Raw genomic sequence first — 19,492 nt, forward strand, 5'->3', positions numbered from 1 at the left:
ATCCCTGCTCCGTAACAGCATTCTGCAATTTTCATACCATAAAGATACAGTGCTAGTTATAGCAATCTCTTATCTGATGATAAACCTTAGTTTTACTGAAATTTTTCCGAAAACTTAATCATCTTGTCCTGGCGAGAAGTATTCAGGATAAGCCGCCGATAGTTAGTCTTGTTTTCGCTCTCTTGGACGTACTCTGTATTAAGGAAACTTAACGAGGTCAACGACGAGGAAGGTGACCGGGAATGTGGAAATGGTTTAGAAGAGGCCAAACCAATGTAGCTAAACCCTAAAAATAAAACAGGGAAGGGCGGCTGAAACATTGGAAAAACGCAAGACCTATATCCTGGACACGAATGTACTTCTGCAGGACCCTGAAGCGATTTTTGGATTTAAGGAAAATGACGTGATCATACCTGCTGCAGTCGTCGAAGAACTTGATGGTAAAAAGCGCTTACAAGATGAATTAGGGCGGAGTGCCCGTCAAGCGTCACGATTGCTCGATGGTCTGCGGGAAAAGGGATTTCTCCACGAAGGAGTGCCACTCCCAGAGGGAGGCAACTTGCGTGTAGAACTGAACCACCGTGATATAGCCGGTTTTCCCGAGGCTTTTAGCACTTCCGGTGCCGACAACCGAATTCTTTCGGTTGCCTTTAACCTAAAACGCGATGAAGAAGAAAGAGGCGACGAAGGACAGCCGGTTATCATTGTGAGCAACGATGTCATTGTACGCATCAAGGCCGATGTACTCGGCATCGAAGCGGAAGAATACCGGCGCGATCGGGTGACGGAAAACCAAGAGCGCTATATGGGATTTAAAGAGATCACCCTTCCGGCTGCCCTTATCGATTGTCTTTATCAGGATCTTGTCATTGACATCGAAGAGATTGGCTTGAAAAGCAGTTGTTGGTACCCAAATGAGTTTGCCATATTGAAGGATGAATTGGGTTCTAGTCGATCCGCTGTCGGTCAAGTCAGCCCTGATGGTCGTAAACTGGACTTGATACCGCCGGCGACCCAACCGGTCTGGGGCGTCACTCCTCGCAATGTTCAGCAGAAAATGGCTTTGCGCCTCCTCTTGGACGATGAAATCCCCCTCGTGACCATCTGTGGCAAGGCGGGCACCGGCAAAACATTGCTCACACTGGCCTCCGCCCTGCACAAGACGATGGATGATCAACGTTATAAGAAGATTCTCGTTTCTAAACCGGTCGTCCCCATGGGTCGTGACATGGGCGCTCTTCCCGGCGAACTCGGTGAAAAGCTTCGTCCTTGGATGCAGCCGATTTATGACAATTTAGAATTCTTACTCGGCGCCAAAAGCGATATGATGAAAGATATCTTGGAGGAATATGGAACGATCCAGGTAGAAGCGTTGAGCTACATCCGTGGCCGGAGCATCCCTAAACAGTTTATTATCATCGATGAAGCTCAGAATTTGTCCAAACATGAGATTAAAACGATCGTCTCCCGAGTGGGGGAACATAGTAAGATCATCGTTATGGGCGACCCTCAACAGATCGACGCGCCCTATCTAGATGAAACGAATAACGGTCTCGTTTACTTAGTAGAAAAATTTAAAGACCAGGAAATTGCTGGTCATGTCGTCCTGACCAAGGGCGAGCGGTCTCGCTTGGCCCAATTGGCGGCCGATCTGCTATAAACCGTCAGTTGAGACAAAGACCGTCTTCATGGTAAAATTGAGAAAAAGGGTGGCCCCTTTGGGGCCACCTTACGTTTTCGGGAGACGTTGGAATGAGTTCGCAGCGAGAAAAGTGTGATGTGCTGATTTTATCGGTTGAGGCTGGAACGGGACATGCTCAGGCAGCCCGCGCCTTAGCTGATGCCTTGGCGGAGCGGGGCCTTATCTCCCGGATTGAGGATACCTTCGCCTATGGACCGTCGTGGGTCTTTGATACAGTCATCGGTGTCTATCTGCGTTTGCTGGAACAGGCCCCAAGCGTATATAGCTACCTCTATGGACTCGCGGAAGGTCCCTCAGCGGGTCGACTCGGTCAAAGGATGCTTACAGTGTATTTAAAAACCTTCCTAGGTCGAGGGTTAAGAGATCTGATCCGGCAAAGAGAACCCCGCTGTATCGTCTGTACCCATCCCTTTCCAGTAGGGGTGCTCAAGGACTTTCGCGAGGAAGGCTGGCTTCGAGCGTCCATCGCTGGCGTAGTCACTGACTTTTCCATTCACCCCTTCTGGGCTTTTCAAGGCGTAGATCGCTACTATGTGGCTGCCATGCCTCTCGTCGACCAACTGAAGGCCTATGGGATTGATCCGAAGATGGTACAAGTGACTGGGATTCCGATCAAGGAAGATTTTCTACAGGCTGCACCGATGAGCCGGGACGAAGCGGAAAAAGCGCTGAACATTCCCGCCTCGCCAAAACGAATTCTCGTCATGGGCGGCGGGTTGGGACTGGGACCGGTAGCTGAGTGGGTAAGCGGCCTCAATCGAGCACCTTTAGAAGACCTGCAGATTGTCGTTGTGGCCGGCAAAAACGAGGAACTCGAACAGCGTCTACGCCAAGTTCAGGAACCGCCGGAACGGCTTGTTGTCCTCGGCTATACCCGTCAGGTCGCCTTACTGATGGCATGCAGCGATCTTTTTATCACCAAACCTGGTGGCCTATCGGCATCGGAGGCCATGGCGATGGCCCTGCCACAAATTTTGTTGCCGCCCTTGCCAGGTCAAGAGGAGGTCAACCTGCGATTCCTCGTCGATCACCAAGTGGCCTGGCCTGCAGACGCTGGAGACAAGTTTATCGAACAGGTGTCGATCCTGTTGCAGGATGAGCAAAGACTTTCGGCTTGTCGCGAATCGGCCCGTCGCCTAGGCAACCTATCGGCTGCCCGAAAAGTGGCCGACGATATCGAAAAAATCATCAACCGGTAATGGGGGGACCACCTTGGCCACCATGCCTTCAAACATAGCTTCCGCCGTTGCTGCGGTATCATCTCCAACGATGGCCCTATCAGGAGACAAGCCGCTCTTTCAGATCGAGCGGGTCATCGTACAGCGGCAAAAGGCCTCCTGGACCTTATTCGTCCGAGCCTACAAAGCTTGGACTGAATCTGAACTGCAAGATCTATTGGACAAAACCCGTTCTGCCGTTCCTGAGTTGCAAGAAATTGATCTACATATCGAATGTCCTGTCCAAAATCCGGAACAGTTGCTTCAAGACTACTGGGAATGTTGGGTGGCTCTTTCCGTACCGGATAAAGCGCCGCTGGTGCGAACAGCCTTGCTCAATGCGGATAGACGGATCGAGGGAGATCGTTTTGTCCTATCTGTCGACCCGGCGAAAGCAGATTGGCTTCGGACCCGTCAATGTCAGCGCTATTTAGCCGAAACGGCGGCCCGTGTCTTCGGTGTAAAATGTACAGTTATCCTGAAAGAAGCGGAAGCACAAGTAGATGATCAGTACCTACAAGCTCGCGAAGAAGAGGAAAAGCGGCTCTTGGCAGAGGCGAACAAGGCCGCCGAAAACGGCGGCGGAACCAGTGCTGCCAAAGGGGACGATAAACCTTCGGGGCCTGTCGGCGAGATTTACGGAAAAACGATCGGCGATTGGGAAGTGACCCCTCTCAAAGAAGTGCAGGATGAAGAACGCAGCATCATCGTACAGGGGCGCGTATTTGGACTGGAGACGCGAGACTTAAAGTCCGGCCGCCGCCTGGTCACTTTTCACGTCACCGACGAGACCGACTCAATCACGGTCAAGGTCTTTGAAGGAGAGAAAGAAGACATCCTCGCTGACGGACGTCTTAAAGATAATGCTTGGGTGAAGGTACGAGGCCAGGTACAATTGGACAAATGGCAGCAAGAATTGACTTTGCTGGCCCGGGATATTAACGCCCACAAGGTTTCCATCCGGCCTGACAATGCCGAGGTGAAGCGGGTGGAACTGCACGCCCATACGAAGATGAGTTCTATGGACAGCGTCGTATCGGCAAAAGATCTGGTCGCGAGAGCCGCCGCCTGGGGCCATCCGGCCATCGCCATCACTGATCATGGAGTGGTGCAGGCCTTTCCGGAAGCATTTGAGGTAGGGCGCAAGCTCAAGATCAAGGTGATCTATGGTGTCGAAGGGTATTTCGTGGACGCCATGCCCTCGAACGGCCAAAAAATGAAATCCTATCACATCATCCTCATGGTGAAAAACTACACCGGTCTAAAAAACCTTTACCGGTTGATCACCAAGTCCCACCTCGAGTACTACGAACGTCGGCCTCGCATTCCACGGCCACTTCTAGAGGAATACCGGGAGGGCCTCATCGTAGGCAGCGCCTGTGAAGCTGGAGAACTGTTCCAGGCGATGCTCAAAGGCGCCGATGATGATGAACTCAAGCGTATCGCCGGTTTTTACGATTTTCTAGAAATCCAGCCCACCGGCAACAACATGTTCTTATACAGAAAGGGAGAAGTCCCTTCAGTGGAAGCGCTGCGGGATTTAAACCGACGCATCGTCCGCATCGCCGACGAACTCGGGAAGCCTATCGTTGCCACTGGTGACGTGCACTTCTTGGAACCAAAAGATGAATGCTACCGGCGCATCCTCATGGCTGGCAAAGGCTTTGAAGACGCCGATGACCAGGCGCCCCTCTATCTCCGGACTACTGACGAAATGCTGGCTGAATTCGACTATTTGGGGAAGGTTGACGCTAAGCGGGTCGTCATCGATAACCCGCGTCTCATCGCTGACATGGTTGAGGAGGTCAAACCGATTCCTGATGAGTTTTTCCCACCGATCATCGACGGCGCCGAGGAGCAGATACGCAGCATGTCTGAAACGCGGGCGGCTGAACTTTACGGAGATCCATTGCCGGAAGTGGTTCGCAAGCGCCTCGATAAGGAACTTCACTCCATCATCTCAAACGGCTTCTCCGTACTATACCTCATCGCCCAAAAGCTAGTGAAAAAGTCGAACGACGACGGCTACCTGGTCGGCTCCCGGGGTTCCGTCGGTTCATCTCTAGTTGCCACTTTTACAGGCATCACAGAGGTAAATCCTCTCCCTCCGCATTACCGCTGCAGCCGCTGTAAGCATTCCGAGTTCATCACCGACGGCAGCACTGGTTCCGGAGCGGACTTACCTGATAAGGTATGTCCGCAGTGCGGTCATCCGTTGACGAAAGACGGCCACGATATCCCCTTTGAAACCTTCCTCGGCTTTGAAGGAGATAAGGTACCTGATATCGATTTGAACTTCTCCGGTGAATACCAGCCGAGAGCCCATAAATTCACAGAAGAGCTCTTCGGCAAAGACTATGTCTTCCGGGCCGGAACGATCGCCACCATCGCTGAGCGAACGGCTTTTGGTTTTGTGAAGAACTACATGGACGAAAAAAAGATTCCTGCCAGAAACGCCGAACTGTCCCGCCTGGTCGGCGGATGTACCGGTGTCAAACGAACGACAGGCCAGCACCCTGGAGGCCTCATGGTCGTCCCTCGAGACGGCGATATCCATGACTTCACGCCGCTGCAGCGCCCGGCCGATGATACCAAATCGGAGACGATTACGACCCACTTCGACTACCATTCCATCTCCAGCCGTCTCGTCAAACTGGATATCCTCGGTCATGACGATCCGACGGTCATTAAGATGTTGGAAGACTTGACAGGGATCAATGCGAAGACCATTCCCTTGGACGACCAAAAGACCATGTCCCTCTTCTCATCAACAGAGGCCCTAGGAGTTACGACCGAACAAATCCGTTCCAACACAGGAACTTACGGCATTCCCGAATTTGGAACGAAGTTCGTTCGTCAGATGCTGGAGGACACACAGCCAAAGAGCTTTTCTGAACTGGTGCGTATCTCCGGGTTTTCCCACGGAACTGACGTTTGGTTGAACAACGCCCAGGACCTGATCAAGAGCAGAACTTGTCAGGTGGGTGAAGCCATCTCCACCCGGGACGACATTATGGTTTACTTAATGTATAAAGACCTGCCGCCGAAAAAAGCCTTCTCCATCATGGAAGGTGTCCGGAAAGGTAAGGGCGTCAAACCGGAAGATGAACAACTGATGCGGGAAAAGAAAGTGCCTGAGTGGTACATCGAGTCCTGTAAAAAGATCAAATACATGTTCCCAAAGGCCCACGCTGTCGCCTATGTGACCATGGCCTTTCGTATTGCCTGGTTCAAGGTTTACTATCCCGAAGCTTTCTATGCCTCTTTCTTCACCGTTCGAGCCGATGAATTCGACGCAGACCTCATCTGTCAAGGTGGGGCCGTTGTGCGCCGGACGATTGAGGAGATCGAGCGCAAAGGGAACGAAGCGTCAGCTAAAGAAAAGAACTTGCAGACTATCCTCGAACTGGCCCTCGAGATGTACGAGCGCGGGATCCACATGCAGAAAGTAAACCTTCAACGATCCCACGCGTCTAAGTTTCTCATCGAAGAGGCAGGTCTCTTACCGCCTATCGGCGGCCTGCCGGGTGTGGGCGCCACAGCGGCGCAGAACATCATGGCCGCGAGGGAGGAAGGCCCCTTCATCTCCATCGAAGACCTGCGGGTGCGGAGCCGAGTGAGTAAGACCGTTATCGAGGCGCTACAGAAGCATGGGGCTTTGGATGGTATGTGTGAGACGGACCAGATGTGTCTGTTTTGATAGCGTGTTGATTTGGATTCCTTTCAATCTGGTCGAAGGCCCGGAATGAATAAACCGATGAGTAAAATGTCACACTTTACTCATCGGTTTTCTTTTTGTCAAAAACCAATAGAACGTTATGCCTACAGTTAGTGCAGAATCATATGGCTTCTTTAACCTCAATCGACAAGGATTCTAGTCCTTGCTTGAGTTCCTCTAAAATGCGTAACACCTCGGAAGACAACTGTTCCGCTTCCCCAAAAACCTCTCGTGAATGTGCAACATCCATCCTTTTATACATTTGAATTGCATGGGCACATTTTTGATGGAACAGTGCGTGAATTTCCTCCAGTTGTTTGAATGGCTCCAAATCGCGAAACTCTAACTTTCCGATGCCATAATACCATTTGCCAAGACGACAGACCCTATGGTCGCGCACATTTGTTTCGTCGAGGGTAAGAATACCTCGAAGCATATAGGCAAGGCGAGCCTTCCACAATAGGTGATCCGTTTTCGCCAGGTCAATAAGCTCATTGGCCGTAAAGAATACTTTTTTCCCACTTAACTCGGCTCGGATGGCGTCGGCTTGCTTCAACACTTCCAGCAAACTGACATTGCTTTTTTGCATCATGTCATTTAACAAAACCGTCCGGTGGGAGAAATCTTTGATCGTAGCGTGAACCTCATCAAAAGCTGCTGTTTGTTCCTGCGCCAAAGGTGTCAGGTTGAGAATGGTTTCACCGATCTCTTCGAATACCTTGATGAGGTGGTTCGCGTTATGGCGTACCGTATTCACTGACTTGGAATTGTGTTCGAAGGAATCACTCATTTGATGAAATGAAGTGCAGATCCTATTAACCTCATTTTGAATCCCTACCAACTGAAGGGTAATCTCTTCGACCGATTGCTTGGCTTGATCGGCAAGTTTACGGATCTCTTCAGCCACCACTGAAAAGCCTCGGCCATATTCACCAGCTCGGGCGGCTTCAATAGCTGCGTTCAAGGCCAAAAGATTCGTTTGATCGGATACCGCTTTTACTGCTGATACCAGATGGTCGATACGGGCTGTCGAGCGGGTTAACTCTTTTATCCGGTTCGTCACATCCTGCAAATTTTTCAGAGAGTTTTCTGTTTCTTGAGTAACTTCTTCTAAGCTGGAGTTGGTTCGTATCACCGACTCCTTCCCTGATTGTGTTTGTTCTGCTGTTTCCGTCACCATTTGGGCAAAATCATTAATCGAACTCGAAACCTGAACCACTGAACCTGATACATGGTCAAAGTTAGCCGTTAACTCTTCAAACTCATGGGCTAACTGATTGACATATTCTCCGTTGTTCAGCCCTTCGAAAACGACTGTGTTCAAGCTGCTCGTAATTTTTTTGAGCAGCGATTCTTGTTGATCCAGTAGTTTATTAATGAGTCGGGTTACGGGATATAAGGAGTCCTCCTTTGACAGATAAATACGTAAAGTATAATCGCCTTCACAGATTTTTTCCAAAGCAGTGATAATCGGACTTAAGTCGAGTTGCTTTTCCTCCAGGGTTGGTTGGTTTACTCGATTCCAAAAAATATATATACACCTCCTCAAGCTGATCTACATTTCTAAGACCCCAGAATTCAAAAACGTTTTCGGCCAATATCAGAACCGCTCTATATTATGCGTTGTCATAAGTATTGCCCCTTCTAAAGGACCATCCCAAAAGAAAAATACGTGTTCCTCTTGAAACACCTTTTTGCAGCTTCAATACTTGAATATCTGATTTTGTCAAGGGTAATATCACAGAAGGACGAACATAATACCCTTAAAATATTTCAAAAGGGGATATTATGTTTGGAAACAGTCGCACAGCTGATTCTGAAGGTTCTATTGTCTTTGGGGACGAAGCGTATCTACGGGGTGTCAGGCGATGCCATTTTACCGCTGATGGATGCCTTTTCGAAGCAGGATGCCATCCGTTTTATCAGCACAGCCCATGAAACAGGCGCAGCCTTTATGGCCTGTGGAGAGGCACGTGTGACAGGAGTGCCCTCTGTATGTGTAGCCACAGAAGGCCCAGGTGCATTGAATTTCGTCAATGGCGTGGCCGATGCCTATCGTGACGGTATTCCCCTTTTAGTGCTGACGGGTCAAGTGGAAACTGGGAAACTATATAGCAATGCGAAGCAATACATCGATCAGCAAGCCCTTTTTCTTCCGATCACCGGGATGACCACTCTGCTTACCCGTCCGGAATCAGTGGTCGATGTCATAAAGGTAGCTTGGCAAAAAGCTTTAGGTGATAATACCCCATGCCATATCTCCCTCCCCAAAGATATCCTGCTCAGCCCCGCCCCGATGGCCGAGGTGCCGACCATCACTCCATTGGCACCTCCGTCCATCGACGGGGATATTTTATCTATCGCCGATCTGTTAACGGCCAGCGAACGACCGATGATTATCGCTGGAAAGGCTGCATGGCCTTTTCGAGAAAAGGTATATCATCTGGCTAAACAGTTAGGTGCTGGAATCATACCCGGACAAGGAGCCCGGGGCGTTTTTTCTGCCCAAGATCAAAGAGTGTTATCAGGATTGGGAGAAGCCCATATTCCGCCGAGTCTCCGGGAAACCGACTGCGTCATCCTTATGGGGGCTAGTCCCTATGAGTACCCGTTCATCCCAAAAGAGGTTCCGGTGATCCAAATCGAGCCGCATTTACAACAGGTGGAACATTCTTTACGTCCCATCTACGCGGTGGGAGACATACAGTCAATCCTAGATAAGCTGATCGAGCGGTCCGGTGGCAAAAATCCCAACCCTGAATGGCAAAAGAAGCTTCAAGCCTCCCACAAAAGCTTTCTAGATATGATTGAGGCTGAGATAGATGACACGGGGAAGGGAACGTCCATCTCTGTCCAGCAGGTTTTTTCATTGTTGAATCATATGCTGCCTCAAGAATCGATCATAGCTTTGGATATCGGTGAATTTACCCATTGGTTCGACCGGGCCTTCCTGAGCCGGGGACAACAAGTGATCATCTCCGAGTTTTGGCGCTCCATGGGATCGGGCCTGCCCTTCGGTTTGGGCGCCCAGTTGGCTTGTCCGGAGAAACGAGTCTTTGTCTTAACCGGGGAAGGCGGTCTTTTAATGACGCTTCAGGAAATGGTGACAGCCGTAAGGTATGCTTTGCCGGTGATCGTGATCATTTTCAATAACGGACAGTATGCTTTAGAAAAGCACAAGATGGAGAAAGCCGCTATGGAGCCTTTTGGTGTGGATGTCTATTCTCCAGATTTTGCAGGTATTGCATCTGCTTGTGGAGCCTTGGGTCTAAGAGTGAAGACACCGGAAGAACTGAGTTTGGCCATGGAGAGGGCTCTCCAAAGTGACCTTTTCACGGTTGTAGATATCCTTGTGGATGAATCGGTGCCTAGTTTTCTATAATGGGCATAGTTTGAATTCGAACGTTATCGTAATTTGTACATGATGAATAAACCGATGAGTAAAGACAAAGATCTTTACTCATCGGTCTTTTTTAAAAATCGGGTAAACCAATTCACAGCTAGGCGAGCTGCTTCTTCGAGGGTACCTGGCTCCTCAAATAGATGAGACGCTCCAGGAACAATCACCAACTCTTTACGCGATTTAAGTTTGTCATAGGCATACTGATTTAATTCAATGACAACATCATCATCTCCACCCACGATCAGCAACGTAGGCGATTGGACCAGACCGAGATCGGGTTCAGCCAAATCGGGGCGCCCTCCTCGAGAGACGACAGCGGCGATGGACTCCCCCAAAGTGCCAGCCGCCTTCAATGCAGCTGCAGCCCCTGTGCTGGCGCCGAAGTAACCAATCGGTAACCCCTTTGTCATCCTTTGATCCTTGAACCAACGGGTCGTTGTACAAAGTCGATGGACAAGAAGTTCGATATCAAAACGGCGTTCATATACAGCGTCTTCCTCTTCGGTTAACAAGTCGATCAGAAGTGTGCCGAGTCCTGCTGACCGCAGTTGCTTTGCTACGAAATTATTTCTTGGGCTGTGACGGCTGCTGCCGCTACCGTGGGCGAAGATCACCAAACCTTGGGCATCATCAGATACACCGAGGGAGCCTTCCAGAGAGACCGAATCGACAGGGACGTAGATGATTTGTTCAGAAAAACCTATGGGCATGAAGGAACCTCCAGTCTATGAACGATCAAAGATAGTGTTCCAGACTACTCCCGGCTCAATACTTTTTGAACTTGATGTCATGCCCTGATACCGTCGAGTAAATTTTATACCGAGCTTAAAATCCGAACGGAATAAGCCAAGCGATGTTTTACGGACCTCCCTTTCCACAGGGAAGAGGGGGTCTTTTTCTTTCATGAAAATAATTGGACGATCAATCCTGAACGTAGTGTAAAAAATTAACAGAAAAAAAGTACTCTTTTTCAAGCAACTTTTTTACGTCTCTTAAATATAGCTTAGTGTATATGTGGAAAAATGAGGGATTGATCTGTGGAAAGAGAACCTTTACTTATCGAAGAGCCCGAAGAATCAACGAGTTCAGGACAAGAGCGAGAGCAAAACCGGTTCAGAAAACTGTTGAAACGGTTTCAACAAATTCAGCCGATTCTTTTGACATTTATGCTCCTGGCGATCGTCGGTCTTTCCGTATTTTTGGTGCACGAAAGGATGACCGTTCAACGGCTGCAAAACAGCAACTCGGATTTTCGAAAACAAATACAGGCCTTGCAAGTACACGACAACCTAGTTATCGAGAAGATGCAACGAATCTACAGGGAAAATGAAAACTTTCAACAAAAGTACGGACCGATTCCCGTCCGTGGAATGAATGCTGAATATCCCTTGAAGCCGAAAACCGTTTATCTTACCTTTGATGACGGCCCCAGTGAAGTCACGCCTGCCATCTTAGAAACACTAGCTCAACATAATGTCAAAGCGACATTCTTTGTTACCGGTAATGAAACTCCCTTTGGCAAAGAAATGTACCGTCGCATTGTCAGGGAAGGCCACGCGATCGGAAACCACACCTTTAGCCATAAATACAGCCTTATCTACGCTTCAGCCGACCGTTTTATGGAAGAAGTGAAGCGCCTCGATGGACTCGTCGCCCAGGAAACAGGAGTACATACGGATATTCTGCGGTTCCCGGGCGGTTCGAACTTCAATGGAAGCTTAGGCATCGACTTTATGCGTCAACTGTCCCGGCGATGTATAGACGAAGGCTATGACTATTTTGACTGGAATGTCGATTCGAAAGACTCTGAGAAACCAGTACAAAGCAAAGAGGTCATCACCAGTTCTGTGAAGGAACAAGTGTCCAATAAAAACACCGCTGTTATCTTGTTTCATGACCTATCTGCCAAAAAAACCACCGTTGAAGCCTTGCCCGAGATCATCGAACATTTGAAATCACAAGGCTATACCTTTGAGGTGCTGCGCAAAGGCGCATACTCTGTGAAATTCATCTAAGAAAATAGAGGGGAGATGGCGCGAATGAAATCGAGTCGTAAAGTCGCTATATTCCTTCTCTTGCTGGGTTTACCTCCACTAACGAGCGCATGTGCTCTGACCACAGATCATCCTTCTCTTCCGGCGGTACAAGAAGCAGGTCAAGTCCGAAAAGAAGTATTCGTTGATGAGAAACTTCCCTTAGAAGGGCGCGAAAATCAATCGAACGCTTCCGGAGAGCCAACATCTAAACAACCTTCTGAGATAACAACCCGACCAATCACTACAATCGATCTGAAAAACGAGTCTATTGCCGGTATTGCACCCAAAATGAGCGAAAAAGAGTTTCAGGAAAAAAGACCCTCGTCAGTACCAAAGGTGGAAAAGGGGATGGAACAGGACCAGTTGGTCCTATACCGTTTTGACGATGGATTGAATGTGGGATTCCGTAAAAAAAAGCCTGACGAGACGGTTACAGTAGAAACGGTATTTATTGAGTCGGGAGCTTATGGGACTGCGAAGGGCATCAAATTGGGAATGACCGAAGCAGAAGTGTTTGCCGCTTATGGTGAACCGGCCGCAAAACAAACCAACTCCGATGGGACCTGGTGGAGTTATTATTCCCAGGATGGTGTACAACTTTCATTTGTGCTGAATTATGGTATGATCAAAAAGATATACCTTCAAACAGGGGCATAGACGATGGAACGTGAAGAAAGCAAGGCTGAGTAACAGGGCCTTGCTTTTTGTTTAGCTAAAATACAAGGGAAGTATAGTGATTGTGTATAGTTAAAAAATTCCCATTGTGTTATAATTATTTTAATAATATATAAGATGATCGGAATAGGGATTTTTAATTTTAGGCTTAGTGGAAATATACATTAACAAATTGGGTTTATGGTAGGTAATTGACTGCACTTAATAACATATACATTGCTGGATCATACTTACATAGCCATAAAACCGGTTTTTCTGCTAGAGTTGTGGGCCATTTGAGCGTAGGCGTCGGACAAAAGGAGGAGAGGGCCCTGTCAGAAATTGAACGAAAGTATAAGTCCCTCTTAGAAAATTCCCATGATCTAGTCTATACCTTATCCCCTGAAGGAGTCATTATTGAAGTATCGCCAAACCTATTTGAACATACAGGCTATCGTTCTTCTGAATTGCTGCATCAACCTGTAGAACGATTGCTTCATCCTTTGGACCGACCGATTTTCCGATCGTTTATGGAAAAGGTGCAAGAAGTCGGCTCCTTTACACAAGGCTTGGACCACCGGATGTCTCTAAAAGACGGCCGTACGAAGTGGTACTCCACTAAATTAGCTCTGGTTGAAAGAGAAGAAGGCCCTTCCATCTTCCTGGGTGTTACAAAAGACATTAGTGAGTTAAAAGAAACGGAATTTCATCTAAAGCATCTGGCGACGCATGATTATCTGACAGGCGTCCCGAATCGATACTTCTTTGAAGGGGCCCTTTCCCGTGCCCGGGAGAAAGTAAAAGAGGGCAGCGAGTACTATTCTCTGTTGCTCGTTGACGTGGACAAGTTCAACCTGGTAAATGATCTGCTTGATCATGACATCGGGGATAAACTGCTCGTGAACTTAGCACGTCTCCTAAAAGGCAATGTTAGCACAAATGATGTGGTAGCTCGGCTCAGTGGGGATGAGTTTGCGATCCTCTTAAAAGGAGTACGGGAGCAAGAGGCAGAACATCTGGCCATTGAACTGTGCAACAAGGTCAAACAAAAAGACTTATGCCCTGTATTAGAAGCTTGCGATCTACGGTTTACCATCAGCATAGGTGTCGTCGAAATTGACGGCTATCATGATGTCCGTCAAATCTTAAGCCGTGCTGGAGCGGCTTTGTATATGGCTAAGTCGGCGGGACGGAGCCAAGTAATTGTGGCCTACGCGAACGAGCGATTGTTTTCTCGCCTGGAGGAAACGAGCCGTCTCATTAAACTGATCAAGGGAGCCGATCGGGAAGGGCGGTTCCAACTTTTCTTCATGCCCGTTGTCCGCAGCAGTGACGGGGAGATCGCTCACTATGAAGCACTGCTTCGTCTTCAAGACGGAGATGGCAAAATTATCTCACCAGCTACCTTCATACCGGTAGCGGAAAGCTTTGGACTCATGGGGGATATTGAACGGTGGGTAGTTTCGGAAGCGGTACGTTTTTTAGAAAAGAATCCACTGTTGAGTATTTTTGTAAACTTGTCCGGTGAAAGCTTAGGCGATCGTGATCTCCTGACATTTATTGAGGAGTCGGTGGAGAACAATCCAGTTGTTCACGGCCGGTTGGGCTTTGAAATCACAGAAACGGCAGCCGTCAATGACCTTTTGTCAGCAGAGCAATGGATCCAAAAACTGCGCAATAAAGGTTGTCGTTTTGCCCTTGATGACTTTGGGAGCGGCTATTCTTCCTTTGCCTACTTGGGCAAACTGCAGGTGGATTACATAAAAATTGACGGTTCCTTTATTCGGGCTATCGATCAGGATCCAACGCGCTGTGCCTTGGTGAAAGGTATAAATGAGCTTGTTCACTCCCTCGGCAAAGTTACGATCAGCGAGTACGTAGAAAACGAGCAGATCTGGAACTTGATCCGAGAAATGGGTGTTGAATACGGACAGGGGTATTTTTTGGGCACACCCTCACCGGTGCCCCAGGAAATGATGAGCCATTCTACGATAAGTGATCTGGTTGGTAATCGGAAATAATTCATACAAACAGGAAAAGCCCTTGGTCAATGGACTAGATATATACGTTGACCAAGGGCTTATCGCATTTTTAATAACGCATTATCGTCGTAATTTACATGGAAAGTGCACTGTGATACCATTGTGTAGAAAAATTTTCCTCTATTAGAGACGGGTGGATGATAAAATTTATTGATGAATGGAGTTTAGCAATGACTCAAAACGATATCGCTGGGTTAATTCTTTCCTATGCTTACGTGGCGTCGTTGATCATCATCGCCACTTTGATTCAAAAGTGGCGGGGTTATCAGACAGAGTTTACTCGCAAAATCATCCATATTGGTGCAGGCATGTGGATCGTCGGGGCGGTAGCGTTTTTTGACCATTGGTATATCGGAATCATACCCATCTCGACATTCATCGTGATGAATTATATTAGCAACCGAAAGCGGATCATCAACGCGATGGATTTAGCCGGAGATACAGCGGGAACGGTATATTTCCCGCTTGCTGTTTCCGTGCTGTTGCTGATTTTCTGGCCTCATGATCAGGTCTACATCGCAGTAGCAGGGACGATGGCCATGACCTGGGGCGATGCTTTCGCAGCGATCATCGGGAAGACCTATGGCAAAAAAAGCTACACTGTCCGAGGGCATCACCGTACTTTTGAGGGCAGCACCGCTATGTTTAGCTTTAGTTTTCTATCGATTGCCTTAACTCTCGTACTGATGAAGTCCGAATTAGGTCTGGGAAAAATCATCCTATCCAGTGTTCTGCTCGCTATCATAGCGGTTGTACTGGAAGCGTTTTCGCTGAAAGGGACGGACAACTTGACCGTTCCCTTTGGAACTAGTTTTTCTCTTTGGGCAATCATAAGCTGGGATGTGAACTTTTCGATGATCTTTTTTGGACTGATCATGAGTGCTCTTATTGGCGCAGTTGCCTATCGGAAAAAGTCTCTCTCTGAGAGCGGTGTCGCCGGAGCGATGTTGGTAGGGACTCTTATCTTCGGTTTTGGCGGATGGGTCTGGGGACTAACCCTGATTGCCTTTTTTGTCTATGGTTCTCTCCTGTCTAAGTATAAAGAAGCTGAGAAAAACCTAGTCGCTGCCGAGAAATTCGATAAAGGAAGCCGCCGAGATTTTGGCCAGGCCCTCGCCAACGGGGGCTTCGGTGCCGTTTTGGCTGTTCTCTTCTTCTTGTACCCGTCACAAGAATGGCTTTTCGCAGCTTTTATCGGAACAATGGCTACCGTAAACGCTGACACATGGGCGACAGAGATAGGCGTGCTCAGCAAACATCCCCCGCGATTCATCCTTAATGGTAAACCGGTACCCCCTGGAACCAGCGGAGGGATTACTCCAATAGGGACCATGGCTACGATCTTGGGCGGGTTGGTGATCGGAGTCACGGTCTGTGTTCTGCAGAGCCTATTTTCCTTGATTAGCGCCGGTTACGTTGATCTCCTATCCCAACTGTGGATGCTCCCCGCTGGCGCGGCTGGTGGTTTGGCGGGCTCGCTTTTTGACAGCCTCTTAGGTGCCACTGTGCAGGCCATGTACATCAATCCGGAAACAGGGAAAGAGACAGAAAAGAAGGTGGCCCGTAACGGGGTGAGAAACCGCTTTAGTCGAGGGCTTCCTTTTATGGATAATGATATGGTTAACTTCGTGAGTTCTATTTTTGGGGCGGCAGTTACGGTTTTGGTATCTGTGCCTGTCATCGGTTAAAAAATACAACTCTAAAATGGATGTAAATATTTTTTTTAGCCATAGCAGACATCTCGACAATACTGAGGAGATGATCCCCGCACATGGTTTATAGCCTATTTTAAAAAGGCCTGTCGATTTATCAAACATCTACCTTTGGAATCTACAACAACTTAGTGTGCTTTTGTAGAAATAAGGTAATTAAAACAAGAACTTATTAAAGCATCTTGTTCAGTAAAAACAGACGTAAAAACTCGATGAATGATAATGATACACAACTCTACCAAAATCGTGTATAGTTGATGTGTGAAAATGGTTACTAATAGCCTTGTTCGTAGTAAAATTGTGGTTAGACCAGAAATTTTGAACCAAGAAAAGGAGCGAAAAAATGTATTTGTCCAATATTAAAGAGGCCCAGTCCATTGTGCTAAACGGACCTGGAATCTTGAATGCCAGAAAACAATCTTTAGTGGGCCCCGAGCAAGGCTGGGACGGCTGGGTCATGCGCCAATTTACCCTTGGTAAGGACGGACAAACACCTAAGCATAGCCATCCATGGCCACACATCAACTATATTATCAGCGGGAAAGGAACCCTTTTTTTAGACGGCAAAGAGCAATCTGTTGAATCGGGTTCGGTAGCATACATACCCGGTGGTGAAGAGCATCAGTTTCGTAACGTTGGGGATGAGGAGTTTGCCTTTATCTGTATTGTTCCTGAGGAAGGGGATAAATAGCAGATTTGTTCGTCAGTTGAATGATTTGAACTTTTTACGGCCGGAGACGAACATCGGGTGATATGTGCAATAAACTCCCTGTTCATCTCGAAAGTGTTTTTCGTAGATGAACTGCATATCTAGCAGTGTTCGACGTTGGTATTGTAAAGGACCGGTACTAGCGTCGCTTGTACCAGTTCTACGAATCGAATATTGAAAATCTTTTACTCCTGCGAAGTGTTGTCTAAGCATTGATTCTTCCAGTGTGATCTCATCAAATCCCGCTTTTTTGCACCAGTTAACCCATAAATCCCCGTCGGCGTAAGTAAGTCCTTTTCGCCGATAGGGGATTCTATTTTTACTAGAAGCCATTATCATCGACTGGTGTAATTCCGTAAGCGTTTGGACACCGAATGTAGAAAATAGCATCCATCGATTGGGTTTAATTAAACCCGATAGATTCTGTAAGGTTTTCGCTGGTTCGTTAAACCATTGAAAAGTGGCGTTAGAGACAACGAGGTCGAAGAGAGGAGGGAATGATGGATTCTCAGAAGGTTGTGAAAAAGGAGATTCAATAATACGGTGAGCCAAATCACTATCTTCGGCATCGGCGACGATAAAATGAACCATTTGTTTTGGGGGACCTTTTTACGGGCTATGGTTATCATTTTTTCGGTTAAATCGAATGCCAATATACGGCTTTGGGGATAAAGGCGATGGAGTTTTTCCGTCAGAAGACCGGTGCCACATCCGATTTCCAGGATTGATGATATCTCTGTAGTCTGAACGGGCAGGTTTTGTATTCGTTGCAGCAACTGCTGCGCCATCCAATTTTGTACTTCGGCGTAATAATCGTAGTGTCGTGCATGTCTTCCGAAGTTTCGCTGAATCAATTGTTTGTTGTTTTCAAGTTGGAGTGGTGAAGTTACCGGGAGAGAAAACTGTTGGCCCACTTTAGACAAGCCTCCTTTTTCGTTAAAAGTGGGTGATGACCGCAACCGGGTATTAAATGAATGTCATCGTCGTTCAGTGTGGGTAGGCTTTTTTTCATCAACTGAATTCCTTCGGGAGGACAAATAGTATCTTCTAACCCGTTAATGATGCATATCTTCGCACTGACTTCAGACAGTTTGTGTCGAACATCGAATTGTTCCAAGTATTTGAGACCAGCAATCAGTGAAGAAAGTGGAAGGCCGGCAAACTCCCGTTGGGCTTGTTCTTCAAACTCAGCATGATAACCTTGGCTTAGTTCCGTTGAAGAAAACATTTCCCTGTAAAAGCCCTTAATTGTTTTAGCGGGATTACGGGAAAGATCCCGTAGCATTTTTCGTAAAAGGGAAGGGGGCATACCGCAGTATTCATCGCCGGAAATAAATTTAGACACAATTTATCGCTGATGATTCGATCCTCTTTTCCGAACAGTGCGGTAATAATGCCTAAGTTGGCCAAAAAAACGCTGCCAAAGATAAGTGCTTTTTCTCTACATTTGAGGGCGGCAATTTGCTGTTCCACTTATTCATAGAGAGGATGATTACCCGCAACTAGTCGTGATGAGGTAGCACCGCAACCATACGGTTCGATACTACAAATCGATAGCAACAGTCCTTTTATCAAAGGTAAAATGGAAGAAAATAATAGTTGCCAAGAGGCTGTTGTTGTGTAATAATAGTCAACGTCGCCGCTGCGATGGGGAAATAACCGAGAGCGGAGACACTGGTCCTTGAAAATCAAACAGTTGTAAGTAAAGCGTGCGAAACCAAAGTCTATTCGGCCCGCGCAAGCGGGACGGACAACTTCTTACGAGTGGATGACTTCTGTTACAAGAAGCCTTACCTCGATAAGAAACTTTATCAATCAGAGCTTGACTCAAGCTTATCTACATTTTATGTGGAGAGTTTGATCCTGGCTCAGGACGAACGCTGGCGGCATGCCTAACACATGCAAGTCGAACGGAGAGCTAAAGTTTCGATGGAGGCTCTTAGTGGCGGACGGGTGAGTAACGCGTGGATAACCTGCCTGAGCGTGGGGGATAACAGCCCGAAAGGGCTGCTAATACCGCATAACGTTCCTGGAGGACATCCTCTGGGAACCAAAGGAGCAATCCGCTCTTGGATGGGTCCGCGTCCGATTAGCTCGTTGGTGAGGTAACAGCTCACCAAGGCGACGATCGGTAGCCGGCCTGAGAGGGTGAACGGCCACACTGGGACTGAGACACGGCCCAGACTCCTACGGGAGGCAGCAGTGGGGAATCTTCCGCAATGGGCGAAAGCCTGACGGAGCAATGCCGCGTGGGGGATGAAGGTCTTCGGATTGTAAACCCTTGTCTTCGGGGAAGAAG

Annotated in this window: 13 protein-coding genes, 1 rRNA gene and 1 pseudogene; 10 read left to right on the top strand and 5 right to left on the bottom strand. The window is 47.9% G+C overall.

Going from position 1 to position 19,492, the window contains the following annotated elements:
- The first annotated feature begins 319 nt into the window (after nt 1-319).
- The 3 genes from GJ688_RS02410 (at nt 320) to GJ688_RS02420 (ending at nt 6,619) form a co-directional block, all read left to right on the top strand.
- Nucleotides 320-1,660 carry a PhoH family protein gene (locus tag GJ688_RS02410; protein WP_155474896.1) on the top strand — a complete coding sequence of 447 codons (1,341 nt, stop codon included), beginning with the start codon at nt 320-322 and terminating at the stop codon, nt 1,658-1,660.
- A 92-nt stretch (nt 1,661-1,752) separates the two neighbouring features.
- Nucleotides 1,753-2,901: an MGDG synthase family glycosyltransferase gene (locus GJ688_RS02415; protein ID WP_155474897.1), complete on the top strand. Its 1,149-nt coding sequence runs from the start codon at nt 1,753-1,755 to the stop codon at nt 2,899-2,901.
- A gap of 22 nt (nt 2,902-2,923) precedes the next feature.
- The gene (locus GJ688_RS02420) at nt 2,924-6,619 is read left to right on the top strand and encodes a PolC-type DNA polymerase III (protein ID WP_155474971.1); all 3,696 of its coding nucleotides are present in this window, start codon (nt 2,924-2,926) and stop codon (nt 6,617-6,619) included.
- A 139-nt stretch (nt 6,620-6,758) separates the two neighbouring features.
- Here the strand turns inward: GJ688_RS02420 and GJ688_RS02425 are convergent, their stop codons facing one another.
- On the bottom strand, nt 6,759-7,961 hold the full coding sequence (locus GJ688_RS02425) for a methyl-accepting chemotaxis protein (protein ID WP_170291579.1): 1,203 nt from the start codon (nt 7,959-7,961) through the stop codon (nt 6,759-6,761).
- Nucleotides 7,962-8,429: 468 nt separating this feature from the next.
- Between GJ688_RS02425 and GJ688_RS02430 the strand changes: the two genes are divergently transcribed.
- Nucleotides 8,430-10,019 (top strand): thiamine pyrophosphate-binding protein, encoded by a 1,590-nt coding sequence (locus GJ688_RS02430; RefSeq protein WP_170291580.1) that lies wholly within the window; start codon nt 8,430-8,432, stop codon nt 10,017-10,019.
- 74 nt (nt 10,020-10,093) lie between these two features.
- Here GJ688_RS02430 and GJ688_RS02435 read toward each other — a convergent pair whose 3' ends face one another.
- On the bottom strand, nt 10,094-10,750 hold the full coding sequence (locus GJ688_RS02435) for a dienelactone hydrolase family protein (RefSeq protein ID WP_155474900.1): 657 nt from the start codon (nt 10,748-10,750) through the stop codon (nt 10,094-10,096).
- A 327-nt stretch (nt 10,751-11,077) separates the two neighbouring features.
- Here GJ688_RS02435 and GJ688_RS02440 point away from each other — a divergent pair, with 327 nt between their 5' ends.
- The 5 genes from GJ688_RS02440 to GJ688_RS02460 all read left to right on the top strand — a co-directional run bounded on the left by GJ688_RS02440 (nt 11,078) and on the right by GJ688_RS02460 (nt 17,175).
- Complete coding sequence (locus tag GJ688_RS02440) at nt 11,078-12,055, top strand: polysaccharide deacetylase family protein (RefSeq protein ID WP_155474901.1); 978 nt, start codon at nt 11,078-11,080, stop codon at nt 12,053-12,055.
- Nucleotides 12,056-12,079: 24 nt separating this feature from the next.
- A complete protein-coding gene (locus GJ688_RS02445) occupies nt 12,080-12,733 on the top strand; it encodes a hypothetical protein (protein WP_155474902.1) in 654 nt (217 codons plus the stop codon).
- A 293-nt stretch (nt 12,734-13,026) separates the two neighbouring features.
- The gene (locus GJ688_RS02450) at nt 13,027-14,751 is read left to right on the top strand and encodes a putative bifunctional diguanylate cyclase/phosphodiesterase (RefSeq protein ID WP_170291581.1); all 1,725 of its coding nucleotides are present in this window, start codon (nt 13,027-13,029) and stop codon (nt 14,749-14,751) included.
- Between the two features lie 191 nt (nt 14,752-14,942).
- Nucleotides 14,943-16,460 (top strand): DUF92 domain-containing protein, encoded by a 1,518-nt coding sequence (locus GJ688_RS20400; RefSeq protein ID WP_207708726.1) that lies wholly within the window; start codon nt 14,943-14,945, stop codon nt 16,458-16,460.
- A gap of 367 nt (nt 16,461-16,827) precedes the next feature.
- Nucleotides 16,828-17,175, top strand: coding sequence for a cupin domain-containing protein (locus GJ688_RS02460; protein ID WP_155474904.1), 348 nt, complete (start codon nt 16,828-16,830; stop codon nt 17,173-17,175).
- A gap of 12 nt (nt 17,176-17,187) precedes the next feature.
- On the opposite strand, the gene GJ688_RS02465 is transcribed toward GJ688_RS02460, so the two are convergent.
- The 3 genes and pseudogenes from GJ688_RS02465 to GJ688_RS20235 form a co-directional block, all read right to left on the bottom strand.
- Entirely contained in the window at nt 17,188-17,784 is a 597-nt protein-coding gene (locus tag GJ688_RS02465) for a methyltransferase domain-containing protein (RefSeq protein WP_155474905.1), read from the bottom strand.
- Between the two features lie 14 nt (nt 17,785-17,798).
- Nucleotides 17,799-18,107, bottom strand: a pseudogene (locus GJ688_RS21505) (methyltransferase domain-containing protein); the annotation flags it as partial.
- Nucleotides 18,080-18,421: an alpha/beta fold hydrolase gene (locus tag GJ688_RS20235; RefSeq protein WP_170291583.1), complete on the bottom strand. Its 342-nt coding sequence runs from the start codon at nt 18,419-18,421 to the stop codon at nt 18,080-18,082. The gene GJ688_RS20235 and the pseudogene GJ688_RS21505, both read right to left, overlap by 28 nt.
- Nucleotides 18,422-19,038: 617 nt before the next feature.
- On the opposite strand from GJ688_RS20235, the gene GJ688_RS02475 reads away from it, so the two are divergent.
- Nucleotides 19,039-19,492 (top strand): 16S ribosomal RNA (locus tag GJ688_RS02475); the annotation flags it as partial.

Origin of the sequence: Heliobacterium mobile (assembly GCF_009720735.1) — a bacterium.
Lineage (GTDB): Bacteria > Bacillota > Desulfitobacteriia > Heliobacteriales > Heliobacteriaceae > Heliobacterium > Heliobacterium mobile.